The 22173-nt window shown below is 73.5% G+C and carries 17 protein-coding genes; 6 read left to right on the top strand and 11 right to left on the bottom strand.

Annotated elements, in window-relative coordinates:
- Window positions 1-415 precede the first annotated feature (415 nt).
- The 6 genes from AB0C76_RS01340 (at window position 416) to AB0C76_RS01315 (ending at window position 7886) form a co-directional block, all read left to right on the top strand.
- A complete protein-coding gene (locus tag AB0C76_RS01340) occupies window positions 416-1303 on the top strand; it encodes an FAD binding domain-containing protein (protein WP_359957767.1) in 888 nt (295 codons plus the stop codon).
- Window positions 1300-1788, top strand: a complete 489-nt coding sequence (locus AB0C76_RS01335; protein WP_359957764.1) for a (2Fe-2S)-binding protein — start codon at window positions 1300-1302, stop codon at window positions 1786-1788. Before AB0C76_RS01340 ends, AB0C76_RS01335 begins: the two co-directional genes overlap by 4 nt.
- The gene (pucD, locus tag AB0C76_RS01330) at window positions 1785-4151 is read left to right on the top strand and encodes a xanthine dehydrogenase subunit D (RefSeq protein ID WP_359957762.1); all 2367 of its coding nucleotides are present in this window, start codon (window positions 1785-1787) and stop codon (window positions 4149-4151) included. The genes AB0C76_RS01335 and pucD overlap by 4 nt, the downstream gene beginning before the upstream one ends.
- Before the next feature lie 309 nt (window positions 4152-4460).
- On the top strand, window positions 4461-5942 hold the full coding sequence (locus AB0C76_RS01325; protein ID WP_359957760.1) for an NCS2 family permease: 1482 nt from the start codon (window positions 4461-4463) through the stop codon (window positions 5940-5942).
- Between the two features lie 125 nt (window positions 5943-6067).
- The gene (locus tag AB0C76_RS01320) at window positions 6068-7252 is read left to right on the top strand and encodes an XdhC family protein (RefSeq protein ID WP_359957757.1); all 1185 of its coding nucleotides are present in this window, start codon (window positions 6068-6070) and stop codon (window positions 7250-7252) included.
- Window positions 7253-7592: 340 nt separating this feature from the next.
- A complete protein-coding gene (locus tag AB0C76_RS01315; protein WP_359957754.1) occupies window positions 7593-7886 on the top strand; it encodes a hypothetical protein in 294 nt (97 codons plus the stop codon).
- A 33-nt stretch (window positions 7887-7919) separates the two neighbouring features.
- On the opposite strand, the gene AB0C76_RS01310 is transcribed toward AB0C76_RS01315, so the two are convergent.
- The 11 genes from AB0C76_RS01310 to AB0C76_RS01260 form a co-directional block, all read right to left on the bottom strand.
- Window positions 7920-8540 carry a LysE family translocator gene (locus AB0C76_RS01310; RefSeq protein WP_359957751.1) on the bottom strand — a complete coding sequence of 207 codons (621 nt, stop codon included), beginning with the start codon at window positions 8538-8540 and terminating at the stop codon, window positions 7920-7922.
- A gap of 382 nt (window positions 8541-8922) precedes the next feature.
- On the bottom strand, window positions 8923-10689 hold the full coding sequence (locus AB0C76_RS01305; RefSeq protein ID WP_359957748.1) for an SDR family oxidoreductase: 1767 nt from the start codon (window positions 10687-10689) through the stop codon (window positions 8923-8925).
- The gene (locus AB0C76_RS01300; protein ID WP_359957745.1) at window positions 10686-11642 is read right to left on the bottom strand and encodes a M24 family metallopeptidase; all 957 of its coding nucleotides are present in this window, start codon (window positions 11640-11642) and stop codon (window positions 10686-10688) included. The genes AB0C76_RS01305 and AB0C76_RS01300 overlap by 4 nt, the downstream gene beginning before the upstream one ends.
- 58 nt (window positions 11643-11700) lie before the next feature.
- Window positions 11701-12789, bottom strand: a complete 1089-nt coding sequence (locus tag AB0C76_RS01295; protein ID WP_359957742.1) for a PDR/VanB family oxidoreductase — start codon at window positions 12787-12789, stop codon at window positions 11701-11703.
- Window positions 12790-12981: 192 nt separating this feature from the next.
- The gene (locus AB0C76_RS01290) at window positions 12982-13905 is read right to left on the bottom strand and encodes a metal-dependent hydrolase (RefSeq protein ID WP_359957739.1); all 924 of its coding nucleotides are present in this window, start codon (window positions 13903-13905) and stop codon (window positions 12982-12984) included.
- A gap of 203 nt (window positions 13906-14108) precedes the next feature.
- Window positions 14109-14888: an IclR family transcriptional regulator C-terminal domain-containing protein gene (locus tag AB0C76_RS01285; RefSeq protein WP_359957736.1), complete on the bottom strand. Its 780-nt coding sequence runs from the start codon at window positions 14886-14888 to the stop codon at window positions 14109-14111.
- Window positions 14889-15156: 268 nt separating this feature from the next.
- Entirely contained in the window at window positions 15157-16617 is a 1461-nt protein-coding gene (locus AB0C76_RS01280; protein WP_359957734.1) for a catalase, read from the bottom strand.
- A 67-nt stretch (window positions 16618-16684) separates the two neighbouring features.
- Window positions 16685-17944, bottom strand: a complete 1260-nt coding sequence (alc, locus tag AB0C76_RS01275; RefSeq protein WP_359957731.1) for an allantoicase — start codon at window positions 17942-17944, stop codon at window positions 16685-16687.
- A gap of 63 nt (window positions 17945-18007) precedes the next feature.
- The gene (gene allB / locus AB0C76_RS01270) at window positions 18008-19393 is read right to left on the bottom strand and encodes an allantoinase AllB (protein WP_359957728.1); all 1386 of its coding nucleotides are present in this window, start codon (window positions 19391-19393) and stop codon (window positions 18008-18010) included.
- Window positions 19394-19589: 196 nt separating this feature from the next.
- The gene (locus tag AB0C76_RS01265; RefSeq protein WP_359957725.1) at window positions 19590-20732 is read right to left on the bottom strand and encodes a glycerate kinase; all 1143 of its coding nucleotides are present in this window, start codon (window positions 20730-20732) and stop codon (window positions 19590-19592) included.
- Window positions 20733-21185: 453 nt separating this feature from the next.
- The gene (locus AB0C76_RS01260; protein WP_359957722.1) at window positions 21186-22073 is read right to left on the bottom strand and encodes a 2-hydroxy-3-oxopropionate reductase; all 888 of its coding nucleotides are present in this window, start codon (window positions 22071-22073) and stop codon (window positions 21186-21188) included.
- Between the last annotated feature and the right edge of the window lie 100 nt (window positions 22074-22173).

Here is a 22173-nt window from a genome sequence, read left to right as displayed (position 1 = left end):
CCTAACGGGCTGGATCAGTGGGGGTGAGGGCCCGAACGCGCTGCCGGGGGTGACAGTGTGCCCGAACATCCGTGCTTGGCGTTACGTCCGTCCGGGACGGCGGGTCACGGGCCCGTGGCTCGCGAATCACGGCCGGATTACGGTCGTAGGTAGCGCTTGGTGAGTAGCTGGACTGCGACGTTGTCCTCCTTAGAGGAACGTACAGGATGCCGGGCGGGACCACAGCCGGGGCTTCATGCCATCGGTGACTGCCAGTGGGCCCCGTCACAGCGGTTCACTGGCCACACGCCGCCGGACACAGCCCGGTGACCGGGATCCGACGCCGAGGCGACGACACGGTGGGCAGGTCCCGAACACCGGGTTCCGGGCACCCAGCCCACCCGTCCGGCCGGCGACGACTTGAGGAGACACCCGCATGGAGTTCCTTCGGCCCGCTACCTGGGACGAGGCACTCGCGGCGAAGGCTGAGTACCCGACCGCGCTGCCCATCTCGGGCGGTACGGACGTCATGGTCGAGATGAACTTCGACGTGCACCGGCCATCCGCGATTCTCGACCTGAACCGCATCACCGAGCTCACCGAATGGTCCAACGACGGCAGCGTCGTGCGGCTCGGCGCCTCGGTCCCCTACACCCGGATCATCGACGAGCTGTCCGGTCCGCTGCCCGGCCTCGCGCTGGCGGCCCACACCGTCGGCTCGCCGCAGATCCGCAACCGGGGCGGCGTCGGGGGCAACCTCGGCGGCGCCTCCCCGGCCGGTGACGCGCACCCCGCGCTGCTGGCGGCCGGGCGGGACGTGTTCGTCGAAGCGGCCTCCGTGCGCGGCACCCGGATGATCCCGATCGACGAGTTCTACGTCGGCGTGAAGCGCAACAGCCTGGCGGCCGACGAGCTGATCCGGGCCGTGCACATCCCGGTCGCCGACGGCCCCCAGCAGTTCTCGAAGATCGGCACCCGCAACGCGATGGTCATCGCGGTGTGCGCCTTCGGCTTCGCCCTGCACCCCAGGAACGGCACCGTCGGCACCGGCATCGGCTCGGCCGCCCCCACCCCGCGCCGCGCCGTCGAGGCCGAGGAGTACCTCCAGGGCGTGCTGGCCGAGCGCGGCCTCTGGGAGTCCGGCGGCCTGCTGGGCACCGAGGTGGTCCAGCGCTTCGGCGAGCTGGTGAAGGCCGCGGCCTCCCCCATCGACGACGTCCGGGGCACCGCCGAGTACCGGCGCCACTCCCTGGCCGTGATGGCCCGCCGCACCCTCACCTGGTGTTGGAACGACTACAGCAAGCAGATCAGGAGCGCGGCATGAGGGTCACTTTCACCGCCAACGGCAAGCCGGTCGAGGCCGACGACGTGTGGGAGGGCGAGAGCCTCCTGTACGTGCTGCGCGAGCGGGTCGGCCTGCCCGGCTCCAAGAACGCCTGCGAGCAGGGCGAGTGCGGCTCCTGCACCGTCTACCTCGACGGCGTGCCGGTCTGCTCCTGCCTGGTCGCGGCCGGCCAGGTGCAGGACCGCGAGGTCCGCACCGTCGAGGGCCTGGCCGAAGAGAACGGCGAGCTCGGCCTCGTCCAGCAGGCGTTCGTCGACGCCGGCGCCGTCCAGTGCGGCTTCTGCACCCCCGGCCTGCTGGTGCAGACCGACGCCCTGCTGGAGCGCGACGAGCAGCCCAGCGACAACGACATCCGCGAGGCGCTGTCGGGCAACCTGTGCCGTTGCACCGGCTACGAGAAGATCATGGACGCGGTGCGGCTCGCCTCCGCCCGCAAGTGCGCCGGGAAGGCGGAGTCCGAATGAGCACGCGCACGATCCAGGGGCAGAAGAACCTCCAGAACATCGACCAGGCGTCCAAGGACGGCATCGGCGGCTCCCCGCTGCGCCCGGACGGCAACCTGAAGGTCAAGGGCGAGTTCGCGTACTCGTCCGACCTGTGGCACGAGGACATGCTCTGGGGTATGGCGCTGCGCTCGCCGCACCCCCGGGCCAACATCCTGAGCGTCGACATCTCCGAGGCGCTCAAGGTGCCCGGCGTGTACGCCGTCCTCACCCACCACGACATCCCGGGCTCGAAGTTCTACGGCCTGGAGATCCAGGACCAGCCGGCCCTCGCGATCGACAAGGTCCGCTACCACGGCGAGGCGATCGCGCTGGTCGCGGCCGACCACCCGGAGACGGCCCGCCGCGCGGTGAAGAAGATCAAGGTCGAGTACGAGGTGCTCACCCCGATCGTCACCGAGGAGCAGTGCCTGGACCCGGAGACCCACGGCTACGTGCACGAGCCGCACGAGTTCAAGTCGCACGGCTACGGCAACATCTGCCACGAGCAGAAGCTGGTCTCCGGCCTCGGCGTCACCGACGAGGTCCGCGCGCTCGCGGACGTCATCGTCAGCGGTGACTACGAGGTCGGGATGCAGGACCAGGCCTTCCTCGGCCCCGAGTCCGGCCTCGCCGTGCCCGCCGAGGACGGCGGCATCGACCTGTACATCGCCACCCAGTGGCTGCACGTCGACCGCGAGCAGATGGCCCCGGTGCTGGACCTGCCCGAGGAGAAGGTCCGGCTCACCCTCGCCGGTGTCGGCGGCGCCTTCGGCGGCCGTGAGGACATCTCGATGCAGATCCACGCGTGCCTGCTGGCGCAGCACACCGGCAAGCCCGTCAAGATCGTCTACTCGCGCGACGAGTCCTTCTACGGCCACGTGCACCGCCACCCGGCGAAGATGCACTACGAGCACGGTGTCACCCGCGACGGCAAGCTCGTCTTCGCCGACTGCCGGATCGTGCTGGACGGCGGCGCCTACGCCTCCGCCTCCCCCGCCGTCGTCGGCAACGCGGCCTCGCTCGGCCACGGCCCGTACGTGATCCCGAACGTCAAGATGCACGCCATCGCGCTCTACAGCAACAACCCGTCCTGCGGGGCGATGCGCGGCTTCGGCGCGGTGCAGGCCGCGTTCGGATACGAGACGCAGATGGACCGGCTCGCCGCCGAACTGGGCATGGACCCGGTCGAGTTCCGCCAGCTCAACGCCATGGCCGAGGGCGACTTCATGCCCACCGGCCAGCGGATCGACTCGCCGGCCCCGGTGGCCGACCTGCTCCAGCGGGTCAAGGACATGCCACTGCCCCCGCCGCTGGACACCGCCCACCTGGACGTGCGCCAGCTGCCCGGCGCGCTGTCCAACACCTCGCACGGCGAGGGCATCGTGCGCGGCGTCGGCTACTCCGTCGGCATCAAGAACGTCGGCTTCTCCGAGGGCTTCGACGACTACTCCACCGCCCGGGTGCGCCTGGAGGTGATCGGCGGCGAGCCGGTCGCCATGGTGCACACCGCGATGGCGGAGGTCGGCCAGGGCGGCGTCACCGTGCACGCCCAGATCGCCCGCACCGAGCTCGGCGTCGAGCTCGTCACCATCCACCCGGCCAACACCGAGGTGGGGTCGGCCGGTTCGACCTCCGCTTCGCGCCAGACGTACATGACCGGCGGCGCCGTCAAGCTCGCCGCCGAGGCCGTCAAGCGCGCGCTGATCGACAAGGGCCGCCGCCGCTACGGCTGGCTGCACGACGACATCACCCTCGTCGGCGGCAAGGTCGTCTCCGAGGGCGCGGGCCCGCTGGTCTCCATGGTCGACCTGCTCGGCGACGAGGCCATCGACCTCACCCGCGAGCACCACCACCGCCCGACCCAGGCGTTCGACAAGGAGACCGGACAGGGCTTCGGCCACGTCCAGTACACCTTCTGCGCCAACCGCGCGGTCGTCGACGTCGACGTCGAGCTCGGCCTGGTCAAGGTGGTCGAGCTGACCGCCGTCCAGGACGTCGGCAAGGCGCTCAACCCGCTCTCCGTCGTCGGCCAGATCCAGGGCGGCTGCACCCAGGCGCTCGGCCTCGCCGTCATGGAGGAGATCATCGTCCGGGACGGGAAGGTGCGCAACGCCTCCTTCACGGACTACCTGATCCCCACCATCCTCGACACCCCGCCGATCCCGGTCGAGATCCTCGAACTGCCCGACCCCAACGCCCCCTACGGGCTGCGCGGCGTCGGCGAGGCCCCGACCGTCTCGGCCACCCCGTCGATCGTGGCGGCCATCCGCAACGCCACCGGCCTCGCGCTCAAGCGGATCCCGGTCCGCCCCGAGCACCTGACCACCGAACAGCCCGGCTGACCCCGGCCGTTCACCGGACCTCCCCGGGGCGGCGACCGTCTTCCCCGCTGCCCCGGGGCAGCACCACCCAGCACCACCCCCCCACCTCGCAGTTGAAGCGGCTCCGATGCACCACACGCCGATACGCGAACGCACCGTCCCGCTGCCTCTCCCACGCCGGGGTTCTGCAGCGGTGCGCACCACCCACGCACCGCCGGCACAGCCACAGAGTGCGCCCAGTGAGTCGATTAGTCCCCCTGCGCCGGATTCGTTGCCTGGCAGTCAGGTCGGCTCGCCCACCCCAACCCCCTTTGAACCTTGGGAGTGGACATGACCCGGATCCCCACGGAGCCCGGCACCACCGAAGACAGACCCGCCGAGGACGACGCCCCCACGTCGGTCACGGCAGCACGGCCGAGCAGCGCGCTCGACGCGTACTTCAAGATCTCGGCCCGGGGATCGACACTCGCCAACGAACTGCGCGGTGGTCTCACCACCTTCATGGCGATGGCGTACATCATCCTGCTCAACCCGCTCATCCTGAGCGGCGCGGACGTCACCGGCGTGAAGCTCGACCACGCGGCGCTGACCACCGCGACGGCCCTCGCGGCCGCCGTCACCACGATCCTCATGGGCGTGGTGGGCAACGTGCCGCTCGCCCTCGCCGCCGGCCTCTCCGTCTCCGGCGCGGTCTCCGCCCTGGTCGTCCCGCACACCACGTGGCCGCAGGCCATGGGCCTGTGCGTGATCTACGGCCTGCTGATCGTCCTGCTGGTCGTCTCCGGCCTGCGCGAGAAGATCATGAACGGCATACCCCTGCCGCTCAAGCACGCGATCACCATCGGCATCGGCCTGTTCGTCACCATCATCGGCCTCTACAAGGCCGGCTTCGTGCACACCGGCGGCCCCACCCCGCTGTCGCTGGGCCCCTTCGGCGAGCTCTCCGGCTGGCCCGTCCTGATCTTCTGCCTCACCCTGCTGACGATCTTCGTGCTGATGGCGCGGGGCGTGCGCGGCGCGATCCTGATCGGCATCGCCGGCGGCACCGTGGTCGCCATCGTCGTCAACAAGCTGGCCCACGTGCCGGCCAAGGCCTGGGCGAACTCCGTCCCGGTGTGGCCCGGCAGCCCGGTCGCCGCGCCCGACTTCAGCCTCTTCGGCCACGTCGACCTCTTCGGTGCCTTCGGCGGCAAGGGCATGGGGGCGATCAGCGCCTCCGTCGCGGTCTTCACCCTCGTCCTCGCCGGCTTCTTCGACGCGATGGCCACCATCATCGGCGTCGGCACCGAAGCGGGCCTGGCCGACAAGCAGGGCCGCATGCCGGGCCTGTCCAAGGCCCTGTTCATCGACGGCGCCGGCGGCGCGGTCGGCGGCCTGGCCGGCGCCTCCGGCCAGACGGTCTTCGTCGAGTCCGCCACCGGTGTCGGCGACGGCGCCCGCACCGGCCTCGCCTCCACCGTCACCGGCGGCCTGTTCGCCCTGATGCTGTTCTTCTCCCCGCTGGCCGGCATCGTCCCGGTCGAGGTCGCCTCCGCCGCGCTCGTCGTCATCGGCTCGATGATGCTGAGCCAGGCCCGGCACATCGACTGGTCCGACCGCGAGGTCGCCATCCCGGCCTTCCTCACCTGCGTCCTGATGCCGTTCACCTACAGCATCACCGCGGGCGTGGCCGCCGGCGTCATCTCGTACACGGTCATCAAGGCCGGCCAGGGCAAGTGGCGCGAGCCCGGCGTCCTGATGTGGATCCTCACCGGCGTGTTCGTCGTGTACTTCGCGCTCTCGCCGATCAAGTCCTGGCTGGGCGTGCACTAGCCGAGGTGCGCGGGTGGTCAACCGCGGCCCGGGTGACCGCTTCCGCACCGACGCCGCCGTACGGGATCGTTTCCCGTACGGCGGCGCCCCCGCTACTGTCGAAACCGTGTAAGGAGCCTCCCGACATGCAGGACATCGCCGACCAGCTGCAGGCCTGGCACGCGTCCGGGCGCTCCTTCGCCGTGGCCACCGTCGTCGGCGTCCGCGGCAGCGCGCCCCGCGACCCCGGCGCCGCCCTCGCCGTCGACGCGGACGGCGAGGCGATCGGCAGCGTCTCCGGCGGTTGCGTCGAGGGCGCGGTGTACGAGCTGTGCCAGGCCGCCATCGCGAGCGGCGAACCCGTCCTGGAACGCTTCGGCTACAGCGACGAGGACGCCTTCGCCGTCGGCCTGACCTGCGGCGGGATCCTCGACGTGTTCGTCCAGCCGGTGGTGCCCGGGGCCGACCCCGGCCTCGACGCCGGCATCGCCCACATCGCCGCCGGCACGCCCGTCGCGCTCGCCCGGGTCATCGCCGGACCCGGCGGACTCGTCGGCGCGACGCTCGCCGTCACCGCCGACGGCGCGACCGGGGCGCTGTCCCCGGCCCCCTCGACGGTCGGCGGGCTCCAGCGGGCCGTCGTCGCCGAGGCCCGCGCCATGCTGGACGCCGGACGAACCGGCCGGATCGTCCTCGGCCTCGACGGCCGCCCCTGCGACGAGCACGACCAGGGCACCGTCACCTGCTTCGTCGAGGCCTACGTGCCCGCGCCGCGGATGATCGTCTTCGGCGCCATCGACTTCGCCGCTGCTGTCGTGCGGATCGGCCGCTTCCTCGGCTACCACGTCACCGTCTGCGACGCCCGGCCCGTCTTCGCCACCGCCCGGCGCTTCCCCGACGCCGACGAGGTCGTCGTCGACTGGCCGCACCGCTACCTCGACTCCCAGCTCGACCGGATCGACGGGCGCACCGTGCTCTGCGTCCTCACCCACGACGCCAAGTTCGACATCCCCCTGCTGGAGCGCGCCCTGCGGCTGCCCGTCGGCTACGTCGGCGCGATGGGCTCCCGCCGCACCCACCGCGACCGCGACGCCCGGCTGCGCGAGGTCGGCCTCACCGACGCCGAGATCGCCCGGCTGCGCTCCCCCATCGGCCTCGACCTCGGCGCCCGCACCCCGGAGGAGACCGCCGTCTCGGTCGCCGCCGAGATCATCGCCCACCGGCGCGGCGGCAGCTGCCTGCCGCTCAGTGCCGGGAGCGGACCGATCCACCACGACGTGGCGGCGGCGGAGCCAGCGGGCGCCCAGGCGCCGCGAACGCACGCCGCCTGACGGGCGCCGGGTGACGGGCGCCGGGTGACGGGCGCCGGGTTACGGGCGCCGGGTTACGGGCGCCGCCTGACGGGCTCCGGGTGACGGGCGCCGGGTGACGGGCGCCGGGTGACGGGCGCCGGGTGACGCCGTACTGGGCCTGGGTCACACCGGGCATGTCGAAGCTCACGACGATCGCCACCAGGGGTTCCTCCTCAGCTGGGCAGTGGCTCCACCGGTGCAGCCCGCCGAGCCCGCCCCGGCCACCCGCCGGCCGCCGAGCGGATGGCGTTGCGTGGCCACCACGGCGGCGGGAGGCTGGTGTCGAAGGCCAGGCACCAAGCGGGAAGAGGTGGCGGCCATGCGCACGCTGCTGCAGATCAGACTCGGCACCGAAGCGTCCAACGGGTCCATCACCGACGGCACGATGGGCCAGAAGTTCGAACGGATCATGGCCGCGCTCAAGCCCGAGGCGGCCTACTTCTACGCCAGCGGCGGCCGCCGCGCCATGACGATCGTGGTCGACCTCCCCGACGAGGCCGCGCTGCCGTCCGTCTGCGAGCCGTTCTGGGTCGAGTTCAACGCCGAGGTCGACGCCTACCCGTGCATGGACGGCGACGGACTGCGCGAGGGCCTGTCCCGCCTCGGCGGGTGACCACTCGGCTGGTGACCGACCGCCCCGGCGGCGTCAGTCGGACAGCGCGAGCCTCAGCCCGAACCCCACCACCACCGCGCCCGTCACCCGGTCCATCAGCCGGCGCGCCGACGGACGGCGCAGCCAGCCGCGCACCACCTGCGCGAAGCCCACCAGGACCGCCGACCACAGGCCGCCCTCCACGACGTGGACGCAGGTCAGCGCCACACCGGCGGCGAAGTGCGGCACCCCCGACGGGATGAACTGCGGCAGCACGGCGACGTAGAACACCCCGACCTTCGGGTTCAGCAGGTTGGTCAGCGCGCCCCGCCGCCACCCGTACCGGAAGCCGCCGCGCGCGGGCGCCTCCTCCTGCGGGGCCTGCACCCCGCGGCTGCGCAGCATCCCGACGCCCATCCACACCAGGTACGCGGCCCCGCCCCACCGCAGCACCTCGTAGGCCACCTGCGAGGCGGTCAGCAGCGCCGTGACCCCGGCCGACGTGAGCGTCCCCCAGATCAGCGTCCCCGTCTGGATCCCCAGCACCACCCCCCACGCCTGCCGCCGTCCCGCCAGCGCGGACGTCCGCAGCACGAGCGCGGTGTCCAGTCCGGGCGTGAGCGTCAACAACCCCACGACGAGGGCGAAGGACCACAGGGCGGTCGTCATCTCCATGGGCCGCCATGATAGGAGGACACGGACACAGGGCGCGGGCACCGTACACATCTGGCACTCAGGCGAACCACGCCCGCCTGGCCCGCCGGGTCCTCGGGCCAGACGCGGCACTCGGCGCGATCGACGACATCCGCCGGCGCCTCCGGTCCGGCCGCGCGGTGCTGCCCGGGGTCACCGCCGACACCTTGGCCGCCGCCCAGGCCGTACGGGCCCGCCATCGCGGCCTGGCTCTCGATCTCACCGCCGCCGTCAACGTCGCGCCGGCCGCGAGCACCGCACCAATGCGGTGCTCACCCTGGACCGGCGCGACTTGCGGACCGTCCGGCCACTGACGGGGCACAAGCCGTTCAGGACCCCGCCCTTCGACCTGTGACCTCGCCGCTCAGGTCACGTTCAGGCGGGCGGCCAGGCGCAGGAGGGCGGGGCTGAGGCGGCTGAGCAGGCGGGCGGCCTTGGCCTCGGGGGTGACGGGGACGACGGGCTTCCTGGTGCGGACGGCCTGGAGGATCGCGGCGGCCACCTTCTCCGGCGGGAAGCCGCGGCGGGCGTAGAGCCGGGCGGCACGGGCCTGCTTGGCGGCCTGCTCGTCGGCGGTGGTGGCGGAGAAGGTCGACGTGCGGGTGATGTTGGTGTTCACGATGCCGGGGCAGATCGTGGAGACCCCGATGTCGTGGGACGCGAGCTCGGCGCGCAGGCAGTCGGAGAGCATGAACACCGCGGCCTTGCTGGTCGCGTACGCGGTGAGCGCCTTGGACGGCAGGTACGCGGCGGCCGAGGAGACGTTGACGATGTGGCCGCCCTCGCCGCGCTCGGCCATCAGGGCCGCGAAGGCGCGGCAGCCGTGGATGACGCCCCACAGGTTGACGTCCAGGACACGCCGCCACTCCTGCTCGGTGGTCTGCAGGAACGTCCCGGAATGGCCGATGCCCGCGTTGTTGACCACGACGTCGGGAACGCCGTGCTCGGCGGCCACGGCCTTGGCGAAGGCGTCCACCGCGGCGCCGTCGGCGACGTCCACCCGGTAGGCGTGGGCCTGCGGGCCGATGAGGGAGGCCAGTTCGGCGGTGCGCTCGGCGGCGGCGAGGTCGAGGTCGCACACCACCACCCGGGCTCCGTCCTCGGCGAAGGCGAGCGCGGTGGCCCGGCCGATGCCGCTGCCGCCGCCGGTGACGACGACCAGCGGGCCGTCGCCCTTCGCGGGCCGACCGTCGCCCGCCTCCGTCTTCGCCGTGAACTCGCGGACCATGCCGGCCACGTGCGCTCCCTTCTCCAGCAGCGCCGACCAGTGGCCGGCCCGCAGCGTCCGTCGAGTGAGGTCGGGGGCCCAGCGCTCCAGGCCCTCGGAGAGGTAGGTGCCGACGTAGCGGTCCCGGGTGAGGGTCACCAGCTGGACCGGCACCTCGGTCGGCCGCTCGCGCGGATTGCCCAGCACCGGGCGGAAGTTGGCCCGGTACAGCTCGATGCCGCGCACCGCGTCCCGGCGCAGGCCCGGCTGCGGGTGGTCCGGCCGGGGAGTGACGTGCTCCAGGTCGCGCAGCACCCGCGGCCACGCGCGGGCGAGGCCGAGGCGCCACACGCCCGGGCCGAGGAACGGCAGGTGGAACGCGGTGATGTACCAGGAGTGCAGGCCCTGGTGGAGCAGCTGCCCGAGGTGGCGCGGGGTGGGGCGGCGCAGCCGGTGGCGCAGCCAGTACCCCAGGTGGTCGAGGCAGGGGCCGGAGATCGTCGTGTAGGACGCGATCCGGGCCTCCGCGCCGGGCGAGGTGACGGCCTCCCAGGACTGGATCGAGCCCCAGTCGTGGGCGACGACGTGCACCGGGCGCCCGGGACTGACGGCGTCGGCGACCGCGAACAGGTCGTCGGCGAGCTGCTCCAGGCGGTAGCCCTCGCGGGTCGCGGGGGCGCCGGAAGCGCCGGCGCCGCGGACGTCGTAGCGCACCACGTGGTGGTCGCGGGCGAGGTCCCCGGCGACGTCGTCCCAGACGGCGTGGGTGTCGGGGTAGCCGTGCACGAGGAGGACGGTGGGGGCGTCCGGGTCGCCCTGCTCGTAGACGGCGAGCGGCAGGCCGCCGGAGCGGACGGTCCGGCGGGTCGGGCCGGGAGTCGGGCCGGAGGTGGCGGCCGGGGGCGTCTTCGGGCTCTCGGTCATCGGGCGGCCTCCAGGGCGGTGGGGTCGGACGGGCACTCGGACGGGGACTCGGACGGGGACCCGGACGTCCAGCGGCGGACGTGCGGCAGGTCGTCGTCGAGCCAGTGGGCATCGTCCTCGGTGACGACCAGCAGCTCCTCGAACTTGATGCCCACGCCCCGGAAGGCGATGTGCGGCTCCACCGCCCACAGCCCCGGGGTGGGCGCGTGCCGCGACGAGCGGCCGTCCGCCCACAGCGGCGAACGGCCGTGCAGGCGCTCGGAGACCAGCTCGCGACCGAGGGTCTGCAGGGTGCGCACGCCGAAGCCGAGGACGGTGACCCCGGCCGGGCCGCGCGCGGTCGTCCTGGTGACCTGGTGGCCGATCACCCGGCCAGGGTAGACGCGGTGGCGGTTGTCGTAGCCGTGCTCGGCGAGCTGCGCGTCCACGGCCGCGTACACCTCGTCCAGCGGGCGGCGCGCCCGCACCTCGGCCAGGATCAGCTCCCGGTAGACCCGCAGGTCGGCCGCGAGGCGGTCCCAGACCGGGTTCTCCCCGACCTTGCCGCCGTAGCCGATGTCCGCCGTGTAGCCGTCGACGATCGGCGCGCAGTCGAGGACGTACGGCATGCCCTCCTCCAGGCGGCGGTTGCCCGCGAAGAACTGCAACGGGGTGCGGAAGCGCCGGAACGCCGTCCGGTCGCCGAACCACGCGAACGGGACGTGGAAGAAGTCCTGCACCCCGGCCGCCATCAGGCGACGGCGCAGTTCGGCGGTGGCCTGCCGCTCGGTGACGCCCGGCTCGATCCAGGCGGCCACCTCCTCGGCGCAGTCGTAGGCGAGCTGCTGCGTCTCCCGGAACCGGGCGAGGTCGTGCTCGTCGTACGGGAAGGACGGGGTCGGTTTCGCCGTCGGACTCGGTTTCGCCGTCGGACTCGGTTTCGCCGTCGGGGGCAGCTTCGCCGTCGGGGGCATCGGGGCTCCTTCTGCAGGTCGAGCACGCTCGTGGGGGGCGCCTGGGGGCAGGGTCCGACTAGAGGTCCAGGATGAGGGTCTCGCCCTCGGCGGCCCGGGAGACACAGGGCAGCAGGGCGCCGGCGGCGCGCTGCTCGGGGGTGAGGCGGCGGTCCCGGTGCTCGGGGCCACCGGCCAGCACGCGGACCTCGCAGGTGCCGCAGAAGCCCTGGTGGCACGAGTACGGGAGGTCCGGCCGGGCCTCGCGCAGCACGTCCAGGGCTGACCGGTCGGCCGGCACGTCGAGCGCCGGACCGTTCGCGCCGAGCCGCACCGTGAAGGGCTTGCCGCCGGTGATCGGGGCGGCCCCGAAACGCTCGAAGTGAAGGGCCCCGGCCGGGGACGCGTCCAGCGCCCGCTGGACGGCGGCCAGCATCGGGGCCGGCCCGCAGCAGTAGACGGCCGCGCCGCGCGGGGCGTGCGCGAGCAGCTCGGCGCCCGTCGGCACACCGCCGTGCTCGTCGTCGGTGCGCAGCACGACCCGGCGCGGGTCGAGGGCGCGCAGCTCGTCCGCATAGGGGAGGGTGCCGGCGCTGCGGCCGACGTGGACGAGCCGCCAGTCGAGGCCGTGACGCTGCGCCTCGCGGGCCATGGGAAGGAGGGGGGTGATTCCGATGCCGCCGGCGAGAAGGAGGACGGTGGGCTCGGCGCAGAACGCGAAGCCGTTGCGGGGGCGGCGGGCGGTGAGGCGGGTGCCGCGGTGGAGGGTCTCGTGGATCTCCACGGACCCTCCGCCGCCTCCGGGGAGCCGACGGACGGCGATGCGGTAGGTGCCGGGGTCGGCGGGATCGCCGCTGAGGGAGTAGTGGCGCTCGCGGCCGGAGGGCAGGACGAGCCGTAGGTGGGCGCCGGGCTGCCAGCTGGGCAGCGGGCCGCCGGAGGGGTCGGCCAGCGTCAACTCGACGACGTCGGAGCCGAGTTCGCGGCGGGCGGCGACGACCAGCTGCAGCGGCGGGGTGGGCCTGCTGAACGGGCGGCGGGGGTTGCGGCGCAGCAGGGGGCCGCCGAGGGCCGGGGAGTAGCGGTCGCCGAAGGCGGTGATCCGCCGCATGAAGCCGTCGACACGGGGGCGGCCGTAGAGGTCGGGGGGTGGGTTGAGCAGGTCCATCCGGCGGGGTCCTTGGCGTCGGCGCGGGCGGGGTGGGGAGCGGCGGGCGGCGGGCGGCGGGCGGCGGGCGGCGGGCGGCGGGCGGCGGGCGGCGGGCAACAGCCGACGACTGACAGCTGACGACTGACAGCTGACAACTTTCAGATTTCAGATGACAGATAACGTTCTCTGTGATCTGTCAGCCGACCCCCGTCACCCGCCCCCCGCCACCGCCGCGGCGCGGGCGGCCGGAGAGGTCGCGAGGTAGCCGAGGGCCTGACTGGAGGAGCCCTCCTGGGTCGGGTGGTAGCCGGGCTTGAGGTAGCGCAGGCCCGAGCGGATCGACTTGACCGGGTCGGGCAGCAGTCCGCGCCTGGCGATCCGGCCGGCCTCGCGCCAGGTGGGCTTGATCCGCCCGTCCAGGGTGGGGTCGGCGGCGAGCATGAACCGGGCGCCGCGCACCCACAGGTGCACCAACAGCGGCCCGGAGACGGCCATCCCGCGGATCCGGCGCAGGTAGCCCGGGTCGAGGTGGACCATCAGGTCGTAGGCGACGCTGCGGTGTTCGACCTCCTCGGCGCCGTGCCAACGCAACAGGTCGAGCATCGTCGGGTCGGCCTTGGCGCGGTCCAGGCCGGGCGAGTTGAGCACCCAGTTGCCGAGGAAGGCGGTGAAGTGCTCGATGGCCGCGATGAACGCCACCCGCTCGATGATGTTCTCGCGCCGCCGGGCGGGCGACAGGCCCGGCTTGTCACCGAGCACGCGCTGGAACAGCCAGGCGATCTGCCGCACGTACGGACGCGGGTCGAGTCCCTGCCCGAGGAGGTGGTCGAGGACCTCCTGATGGGCCTCCGCGTGGATGGCCTCCTGGCCGATGAACCCGAGCACCTCCTCCCGCAGTTGCTCGTCCCGGATCAGCGGCAGCGCCTCCTTGAACACCTTGACGAACCAGCGCTCCCCCTCGGGCAGGAGCAGGTGCAGCACGTTGATGACGTGGGTGGCCATCGGCTCGTCGGGGATCCAGTGCAGCGGGAGGGCGGCCCAGTCGAAGCGGACGTCCCGGGGCTCCAGGACGAGGCTCTCGTGCACGCGGGCCGCGGGGGCGGCGAGGGCGGGGACGGGGGTGGATCGGGGCATGGCGGGCCCTCCTGACCTGGGGGCGGCGGCTCGGGGCGGCGGCTCGACTCAGGGAAACGTACTCGCGGGTAGCGACGGGGACAAGGGTTTCGGCGACCCTTATCGACATCGAGTCTAATAAGTGATGTGCACCGGAGAACGCCCCGGGAAACGCGCGGGCCCCACCGGTTCTCCGGTGGGGCCCCGCCGAACGGACGCGGCGCTCAGACCGCCATCGCCAGCATCACCGGCGCCGCCCGGGCCGCGAGCAGTTCGGCCGCCGCCCTGAGCCGGTGCACGTTGTCCACCGGCATGGACATCGCCAGGCAGCCGACCGTGCTGCCCGCCGTGACCGGGACGGCCGCGCACACCGTGCCGAGCGCGTACTCCTGGATGTCCAGCACCGGGACGGTGGCCGGCTGCCGCTCCAGACGGTGCATCAGCTGGTCGGCGTCGGTGACGGTGCGGGAGGTGAGCCGGGCGACCGGGTGGCGGGAGAGGTGGTCGCGCCGGCCGTCCGAGTCGAGCTGGCTGAGCAGGCACTTGCCGATCGCGCTCGCGTGCGCGGTGGCCCGGAAGTCCACCCACTCGTGCACCGGCGGGGCGTACTCGGAGGAGGAGACCGCCTCGACCGTCAGCTCCCCCTCGTGGTAGCGGCCGAAGTACACGGCGGCGCCCAGCTCGTCGCGGATCTCGGCGAGCTTGCGGTTGAGCCGGGCACGGACGAGCTGCTCCCGGTTGTGCTGGCCGAGCAGCGCGAAGGTGCCGCCGAGCACCCAGCCTCCGTCCTGGCACTGGAGGTAGCCCTCGATCTCCAGGATCTCCGCGAGCCGGCGCACGGTGGGCAGCCCGAGCGAGGTCTCCCGGGCGAGGGCGACCAGGGTGGCGCCGTCGGGGTGCCGGTCGACGGCTTCCAGCAGTCTGAGGGCGTGCTGCAGGGAGGTGAACGGACCGGGCAGTCCCTGGTCCAGCGCGGCGTGACGACCCGGGGCTGGTGTCGACATGTCGTCCCCTTCCGATGTCCCCCACGGAGCGACCGCGGGCATCCTCCAGCCTATCGACCCGAGGGCTCCGGCAACTGCTCTCCGTGAATATTCCGTGCAGCTCCGTATTCACGGAATGCCGGGCGGCGCACGGAGGCACGCGGGGGCGGAAAACGCCGCGACGGGCCCTCCCCCACTGCCCGGGGGAAAGCCCGTCGCGCGGCCGCCGGGGTGCGGGCCCCGGCGGCCGGTGAGGGTGGAGAAGGAGCGGAGGGAGGCGGAGCCCCCGTCAGCCCTCGTCGCCCGCGCGGAGCTTGGCGACGGCCGCCTCCAGGCGGGCGCCGTACTCCTCGTCGGCGGCGTGGAAGTGGGCCAGGTTCTTCTCGACGATGTCGTCGCGCGTCACCTGGGCCAGGAAGCCCGCGATGTTGTTGATCAGGCGGGTCTTCTCGCCGGCCGACATGAGGCGGTAGAGCTCGCCGGCCTGGAAGAAGTCGTCGTCCTTGGTGTGGGCCGGCGTGGTGTAGGTGCCGGTGTGGCCGTCCAGCTTGACCGGCGCGGCGAGCGCGTTGTCGGTCTGGGCCGGGCCGTCGTACGAGTTGGGCTCGTAGTTCTTGGCGCGGCCGGCGCTGTTGGCGGCCATGAAGCCGTCGCGGCCGTAGTTGTTGGCCTCGGTGGCGCGCGGCGCGTTGACCGGCAGCAGGGTGTGGTTGACGCCGAGGCGGTAGCGCTGGGCGTCGGCGTAGGCGAACAGGCGGCCCTGGAGCATCTTGTCCGGGGAGGGGCCGATGCCGGGCACGAAGTTGTTCGGCGAGAACGCGGACTGCTCGACGTCGGCGAAGACGTTCTCCGGGTTCCGGTTGAGCACCAGGCGGCCGACCTTGACCAGCGGGTAGTCGGCGTGCGGCCACACCTTGGTGAGGTCGAAGGGGTTGAAGCGGTAGTCCGCGGCCTCGGCGACCGGCATCAGCTGGACGTAGAGGGTCCAGGACGGGAACACGCCGCGCTCGATGGCCTGGTGGAGGTCGCGCTGGTGGGAGTCGGCGTCGGCGCCGAGCACCTCGGCGGACTGGTCGCCGTCCAGGCAGCGGATGCCCTGGTTGGTCTTGAAGTGGTACTTCACCCAGTAGGCGTCGCCGTCGGCGTTGACCCACTGGTAGGTGTGGGAGCCGTAGCCGTTCATGTGACGGTAGGAGGCCGGGATGCCGCGGTCGCCGAACAGCCAGGTGATCTGGTGGGTCGAGGCCGGCGAGTGGGCCCAGAAGTCCCAGACGTTGTCGGCCTCCTGCACGCCCGTGTACGGGTCGCGCTTCTGCGAGTGGATGAAGTCGGGGAACTTCACCGGGTCCTTGATGAAGAAGACCGGGGTGTTGTTGCCGACGAGGTCGTAGTTGCCCTCGCCCGTGTAGAACTTCAGCGCGAAGCCGCGCGGGTCACGCACCGCGTCGCTGGAGCCGAGGGCGCCGGCCACGGTGGAGAAGCGCAGGAAGACCTCGGTGCGCTTGCCGACCTCGGAGAGGAAGTCCGCCCGGGTGTACTGCGAGACCTCGTCGGTGACCTCGAAGTAGCCGTAGGCGCCGGAGCCGCGGGCGTGCACCACGCGCTCCGGGATGCGCTCGCGGTTGAAGCGGGCGAGCTTCTCCAGCAGCTGCTGGTCCTGGATCAGCAGCGGGCCGTACTCGCCGGCCGAGGCCGAGTTCTGGTTGTCGGCGACCGGGGCGCCGGACTCCGTGGTCAGGATCTTGGACATGGAGGGGTCCTTCAGGTGTCGGAACAGGCGGTGCTTGACGAGGGGAGGAGGTGGACCGGGCGGGGGCTCAGACGCCGAGCAGGCGCCAGAGCGCCGAGCGGCGCCGCGAGGAGTGCTCGCCGTCGGGGCCGTCGGACGGCTGGAGCGCGGCGACGGCGGCGCCGGCCGCGGCCGGGCCGGCCAGCGGGCGGGCGGCGGTCAGCGCGGCGGCCTCGTCGGTGCTCAGACCGGCCTCGGCGAGCGCGGCGGCGGCCTCGGCGGCCGGGACTGCGTTGAACCAGCGCAGCGCGAGGGCCGCACGGCCCGCCTCGGTGAGCCGACCGGTGAGCCGCAGACGGGCGAGGCCGCCGTCCGGGTAGACGTTGATGCGCACGTGGGTCACCGGGCGGCCGACGTCGAGCCGGAAGCGGTGGCGGGTGTCGGGCTGCAGGCGGGTGCGGGGCAGGATCTCGAACCACTCGCCGTCCGCCGGGTCCTGCCCGGTGGAGGCGTCGAAGCCGACGAGGTCGGCCCAGCCGGGGGCATTGGCGACGAAGTGGGTGGTGTCCACCTCGGCGGCCAGGACCTCACCGCCCCCGGCCAGGGCGATCTGCACCCAGTCGTTGGCCTTGTCGCGCCGACGCCGGGTCTCCCAGCCCTCGCCCATGACGGAGGCGCGACCGGGAGCGTTCAGGTTGTGCGGGGAGGAGAAGTAGCGGTCCGACGCCGCCTCGGCCACGCCGCCGTACTCCTGGGCGGCGAGGTCGAAGGTCAGGCCGTCGAGCTCGCGCGGGTCCGGCAGCACCTCGCCGTGCACGCGCAGGCGGGCGACGCCGCCGTCCGGGAATATGCTCAGGCGCACGTGGGTGTAGCGGGTGTCGTCCTCGATGGCGAACTCGTGGGCGGTGTCGCCCTTGAGCGCGGTGCGCGGCACCAGCGTCGTCCACTCGGCGGCGGCGACCTCCTCGGGCGAGGGGTGGCCCGGTACGGACGCGGCCTCGACGGAGGCGCTCTCCGGGTAGTTGCCGGTGAAGTGGGCGGTGTCGACGATCACGCCGCGGATCACGCCGCCGGTGCCCAGCCGGACGATCGTCCAGTCGTGGTCCTGGTCGGTGGGGTGCGGCTGGTCGGCCGAGACGCCGCGGCGGCGCTTGGACTCCCAGCCGTCCATGATCTGGCCCTTGTGGCCGAAGGTGTGCGGGCGGAACTCGGCGGGCTTGGCGACCAACAGGTTCTCGGCGTCGGCGAAGGTGTCCTCGTTGGTGGCGACGACGCCCGCGCCCAGCAGCCGGGAGGCCAGGTTGACCAGCTCTGTGAAGGGAGCGCTCGGGGTGTCGGCGGTGGTCACGTCGTCTCCTCGGTTCGAGTCGTTGCAAGTCGGTGCACGTGGGTGCGGGCCGGGCTGCGCGGGTCAGTTCGCCCCGGACGGGGCGGCCTCGGGGGCGGCCGGGCGGGCCAGCTGCCGGCCGAACGGCTCGGCGGCGGTGTCCACCACCCGGCCGCGCAGCCAGGTGGTGCGCACCGCGCCGGCCAGGGTCCGCCCGGCGTACGGGGTCACGGGGTTGCGGTGGTGCAACTCGTTGGCGTGGACGGCGAATTCGCCGTCCGGGTCGAAGGCGACCAGGTCCGCGTCGCGGCCCACCTCGATGGCGCCCTTGGTGGCGCTCAGGCCGGCCAGCTCGGCCGGTCCTGAGGCCATCCACCGCACGACGTCGCCGAGGGTGTGGCCGCGGCGGCGGGCCTCGGTCCAGACGGCCGGCAGGCCGAGCTGGAGGGAGGCGATGCCGCCCCAGGCCGCGGCGAAGTCGCCGCTGCCGCCGTGCGCGGGCAGCAGCTTGAGGTCGGGGGTGGACGGCGAGTGGTCGGAGACGACGGCGATGAACTCGCCCGCCGCCAGGGCCGCCCACAGCGCGTCGCGGTTGGACTCGTCGCGGATCGGCGGGCAGCACTTGAACGCGGTGTCGCCGTCCGGCACCTGCTCGGCCGCGAGGGTCAGGTAGTGCGGGCAGGTCTCCGCCGTCACCCGCACGCCGTCCTCGCGGGCCCGGCGCAGCAGCGGCAGGACCGCGGCGGAGGAGACGTGCAGGATGTGGACGCGGGCGCCGGTGCGCCGGGCGGTGTCGAGCAGCCGGGCGACGGCCGCGGTCTCCGCGTCGGCGGGGCGGGAGGCGAGGAAGTCCCGGTAGTGGACGCCGGGTTGCTGCGGGGCCGCGTCGAGGACGGCGGGGTCCTCGGCGTGGATGATCGCGAGGGCTCCGATCCGGGCCTGCTCGGCCAGGGCGGTCTCCAGGTCGGCCGCCTCGACGTGCGGGAACTCGTCGACGCCGGAGGGCGCGAGGAAGCTCTTGAAGCCGAACACGCCCTCGCGGTGCAGGGGTTCGAGGTCGGCGGCGTTACCGGGGACGGCGCCGCCCCAGAAGCCGAGGTCGACCCAGGCCTGGCCCTCGGCGGCCTTCCGCTTGACGGCCAGTCCGTCCACGGTGGTGGTGGGCGGGACGGAGTTGAGCGGCATGTCGATGATCGTGGTGACGCCGCCGGCCGCGGCGGCGCGGGTGGCGGTGGCGAAGCCCTCCCACTCGGTGCGGCCGGGCTCGTTGACGTGCACGTGGGTGTCGACCAGGCCGGGGAGCAGCGCGGTGTCGCCGAGGTCGACGAGCTGCCGGTCACCGGCGAGGAGCGAGCCGTGCGCGGCGACCTGCGCGATCTTCCCGTCCCGGATCAGCACGTCCGCGGGGCGCTCGCCGTCGGGCAGGACCACCCGCCGGGAGCGGATCACCGTGGGCTGGCTGACAGGCATGGGGGACCTCCGAAACCTGGGAGTTGGGGGGTGCGGGGACGCCGGACCGGCCGGGGTGGGCGGTCGTCCGGGGCGCTCGGAGAAGGAGGGAACCGAAGGATTGCCGGGAGCCTAGGCCCGCCTTCAACAAAACGTCAATGGAGGAACGTACGAGTGTCCGCGCGCCTCGGCCGCCACGCGTACGCGGGTGCACGGCTCAGCCGCCCAGCAGCGCCCCGGCCAGCCGCTCCCCCGCGGTCTCGGCCAGTTCGGCGGCCCTGGTCATGCTGTCGCCGGGCTGTTCGGCCAGGTCGGTGAGGGCGATCGCGGTGGTGAAGCCGGCCGAGCGCCACTCGTTCTCCGACAGTTCCAGCCGCCCCGCCACAGCGGCCACCCGAACCCCCGCCCGAGTGGCCGCCGCGGCGACGCCGGCGGGGGCTTTGCCGTGGAGCGTCTGCGCGTCCAGGCAGCCCTCGCCGGTGACGACGAGGCGTGCCCCACGCACGGCCTCGTCGAAACCCAGCAGTTCGAGCAGCAGCTCGATACCGGGTCGCATGGTGGCGCCCAGCAGGGCGAGGGCGGCGAAGCCCACCCCGCCCGCGGCCCCGGCGCCGGGGGCCTCTCGCACGTCCCGCCCGGTGGCCTCGGCGACCTTGTCCGCGAAGCGGGTCAGGCCCTCCTCCAGGACCACCAGGTCGTCGCCGTCCGCGCCCTTCTGCGGGCCGTAGACGGCGGTGGCGCCGCGCGGGCCGAGCAGCGGGTTGTCGACGTCGCAGGCCACGACGACCTCGACGCCGGCCAGCGCGTCGGCCACCGGGCCGAGGGCGATCGTCGCGAGCCTGCGCAGCGCCGCTCCGCCGGGCGCGAGTTCGTTGCCGTCCGCGTCGCGCAGGCTGACGCCGAGCGCCTGGACCATGCCCGCGCCGCCGTCGGTGCAGGCGCTGCCGCCGAGGCCGAGCACGATCCGCTTGGCGCCGAGCGCGACGGCCCGGCCGATCAGCTGGCCGACACCGAAGGAGCCGGCCGCGAGCGGGGCGGTGCGCCCGCCGGGGAGCCGGGCCAGGCCGGAGGCCTGGGCCAGCTCGACCACGGCGGTGTCGTCCCGCACGGCGAGCGCGGCGTCCACCGGCAAGCCGGTGGGGCCGGCCACCTTGGCCGGGACACGGGTGAAGCCGGCCGCGAGCGCGGCGGCCAGGGTGCCCTCGCCGCCGTCGGCGACGGGCAGTTCGCGCACTTCGGTACCGGGCGCGGCGCGGCGGATGCCGGCGGCGATCCGGGCGGCGACCTCGGCGCCCTCCAGGGTGCCCTTGAACTTGTCGGGAGCTACGACCACATGGCCCTGGTGGGGGGTGGCGGGCATGGCGCGGTCCTCACTTCCGTACGGGTGCGGCTGGTTCCTCAAGCTTGGGCCCTGGCGGCCCGGGGGTGCCATCCCCTGCCCGGACGACGCCGGGCGGTGCCGGGCGGTGCCGGGCGGTGCCGGGCGGTGCCGGGCGGTGCCAGGGTGGCCCCGGGTTCCCGGGTGCCCCGGGACGGCCCCGGGGGGCGGCCCCCTCCCGCCGTTCCCCTCGTCCCGCTTCCGACGTACGAGGGGCTCCCCTCGGCAGGGAGGGGGCCGGGCGACGCGTCACGGGCACGACCGAAGTGCCCCCGACAGGGAGGACGCGTCACCGGCTGGGTCGACCGGCAGGCGGGCGGATGAGCCCCGGCCCGGCTGCCGGTCGGGCCTGGCCTCCTGGTGGCGCGGGCACGACCGGATAGGTACACGCCACCAGGAGGAGTCTGTCCGGGCTCCCCGGGGGAGCCCGGCGGGTTACTTGACCTCGCGGCCCGAGAGCCGCTCGACGCCGCGCAGCAGCGCCGAGTGGTCGAGCGAGCCGTCGCCGTTGGCGCGGGCGGAGGCGACCAGCTGGGCCACCACGGCGCCGACCGGCAGCGCGGCCCCGACGGCGCGGGCGGCGTCGGTGACGATGCCCATGTCCTTGTGGTGCAGGTCGATCCGGAAGCCCGGGGCGAACTCGCGGTTGAGCATGTTCGCCTTCTTCCGGTTGAGCACGGTCGAGCCGGCCAGGCCGCCGCCGAGCACGTCCAGCGCGGCGGCGAGGTCGACGCCCGCGTTCTCCAGGAAGACCACGGCCTCGGCCAGGACCTGGATGTTGACGGCCACGATCAGCTGGTTGGCGGCCTTGACGGTCTGACCGGCGCCGGCCGGGCCGACGTGGACGACCGTGGTGCCGAGGGCGTCGAACAGCGGCTTCGCCTCGGCGAAGTCCGCGGCCTCGCCGCCGACCATGATCGACAGGACGGCCTCGACGGCACCGGCCTCGCCACCGGACACCGGGGCGTCCAGGGCGCGCACGCCCTTCTCCACGGCGGCCTTGCCGACCTTGATGGAGGTCTGCGGGGTGATCGAGGACATGTCGATCACGAGGGTGCCGGCCTTCACGTTCTCCAGCACGCCGCCCTCGCCGAGGATGACCGCCTCGACGTGCGGGTCGGCCGGGACCATGGTGATGACGACCTCGGCGTCCTCGACGGCCTCGGCGATGCTGGCGGCACCCCGGCCGCCGGCCGCGACGACGGCGTCGATCGAGGCCTGGGAGAGGTCGAAACCGGTGACGTCGTGCCCGGCCTTGACCAGGTTGATGGCCATGGGCTTGCCCATGATGCCGAGGCCGACGAAGGCGATCTTGCGGCTCATCGCGTCGTTCCTTTGTCCGTAGGTGGGGAGGGCTGGGTGGCCGGCCCGCGGGGCGGGCCGGGGCGCGCTCGCGGCGCGGTGCGCCCGGTGGCGCGGTGCT

This window comes from Kitasatospora sp. NPDC048722 (genome assembly GCF_040650235.1).
GTDB lineage: Bacteria > Actinomycetota > Actinomycetes > Streptomycetales > Streptomycetaceae > Kitasatospora.
This window is presented reverse-complemented; position numbering and strand designations above follow the sequence as displayed.

Excerpts from the sequence above, each read along its gene's own strand:
- AB0C76_RS01305 (WP_359957748.1), bottom strand. The coding sequence starts at position 10,689 with ATGACCGAGAGCCCGAAGACGCCCCCGGCCGCCACCTCCGGCCCGACT.
- AB0C76_RS01310 (WP_359957751.1), bottom strand. The coding sequence starts at position 8,540 with ATGGAGATGACGACCGCCCTGTGGTCCTTCGCCCTCGTCGTGGGGTTG.
- AB0C76_RS01320 (WP_359957757.1), top strand. The coding sequence starts at position 6,068 with ATGCAGGACATCGCCGACCAGCTGCAGGCCTGGCACGCGTCCGGGCGC.
- AB0C76_RS01300 (WP_359957745.1), bottom strand. The coding sequence starts at position 11,642 with ATGCCCCCGACGGCGAAGCTGCCCCCGACGGCGAAACCGAGTCCGACG.
- AB0C76_RS01340 (WP_359957767.1), top strand. The coding sequence starts at position 416 with ATGGAGTTCCTTCGGCCCGCTACCTGGGACGAGGCACTCGCGGCGAAG.
- pucD (WP_359957762.1), top strand. The coding sequence starts at position 1,785 with ATGAGCACGCGCACGATCCAGGGGCAGAAGAACCTCCAGAACATCGAC.
- AB0C76_RS01325 (WP_359957760.1), top strand. The coding sequence starts at position 4,461 with ATGACCCGGATCCCCACGGAGCCCGGCACCACCGAAGACAGACCCGCC.
- AB0C76_RS01265 (WP_359957725.1), bottom strand. The coding sequence starts at position 20,732 with ATGCCCGCCACCCCCCACCAGGGCCATGTGGTCGTAGCTCCCGACAAG.
- AB0C76_RS01260 (WP_359957722.1), bottom strand. The coding sequence starts at position 22,073 with ATGAGCCGCAAGATCGCCTTCGTCGGCCTCGGCATCATGGGCAAGCCC.
- AB0C76_RS01290 (WP_359957739.1), bottom strand. The coding sequence starts at position 13,905 with ATGCCCCGATCCACCCCCGTCCCCGCCCTCGCCGCCCCCGCGGCCCGC.
- AB0C76_RS01285 (WP_359957736.1), bottom strand. The coding sequence starts at position 14,888 with ATGTCGACACCAGCCCCGGGTCGTCACGCCGCGCTGGACCAGGGACTG.
- AB0C76_RS01335 (WP_359957764.1), top strand. The coding sequence starts at position 1,300 with ATGAGGGTCACTTTCACCGCCAACGGCAAGCCGGTCGAGGCCGACGAC.
- AB0C76_RS01280 (WP_359957734.1), bottom strand. The coding sequence starts at position 16,617 with ATGTCCAAGATCCTGACCACGGAGTCCGGCGCCCCGGTCGCCGACAAC.
- AB0C76_RS01295 (WP_359957742.1), bottom strand. The coding sequence starts at position 12,789 with ATGGACCTGCTCAACCCACCCCCCGACCTCTACGGCCGCCCCCGTGTC.
- AB0C76_RS01315 (WP_359957754.1), top strand. The coding sequence starts at position 7,593 with ATGCGCACGCTGCTGCAGATCAGACTCGGCACCGAAGCGTCCAACGGG.
- allB (WP_359957728.1), bottom strand. The coding sequence starts at position 19,393 with ATGCCTGTCAGCCAGCCCACGGTGATCCGCTCCCGGCGGGTGGTCCTG.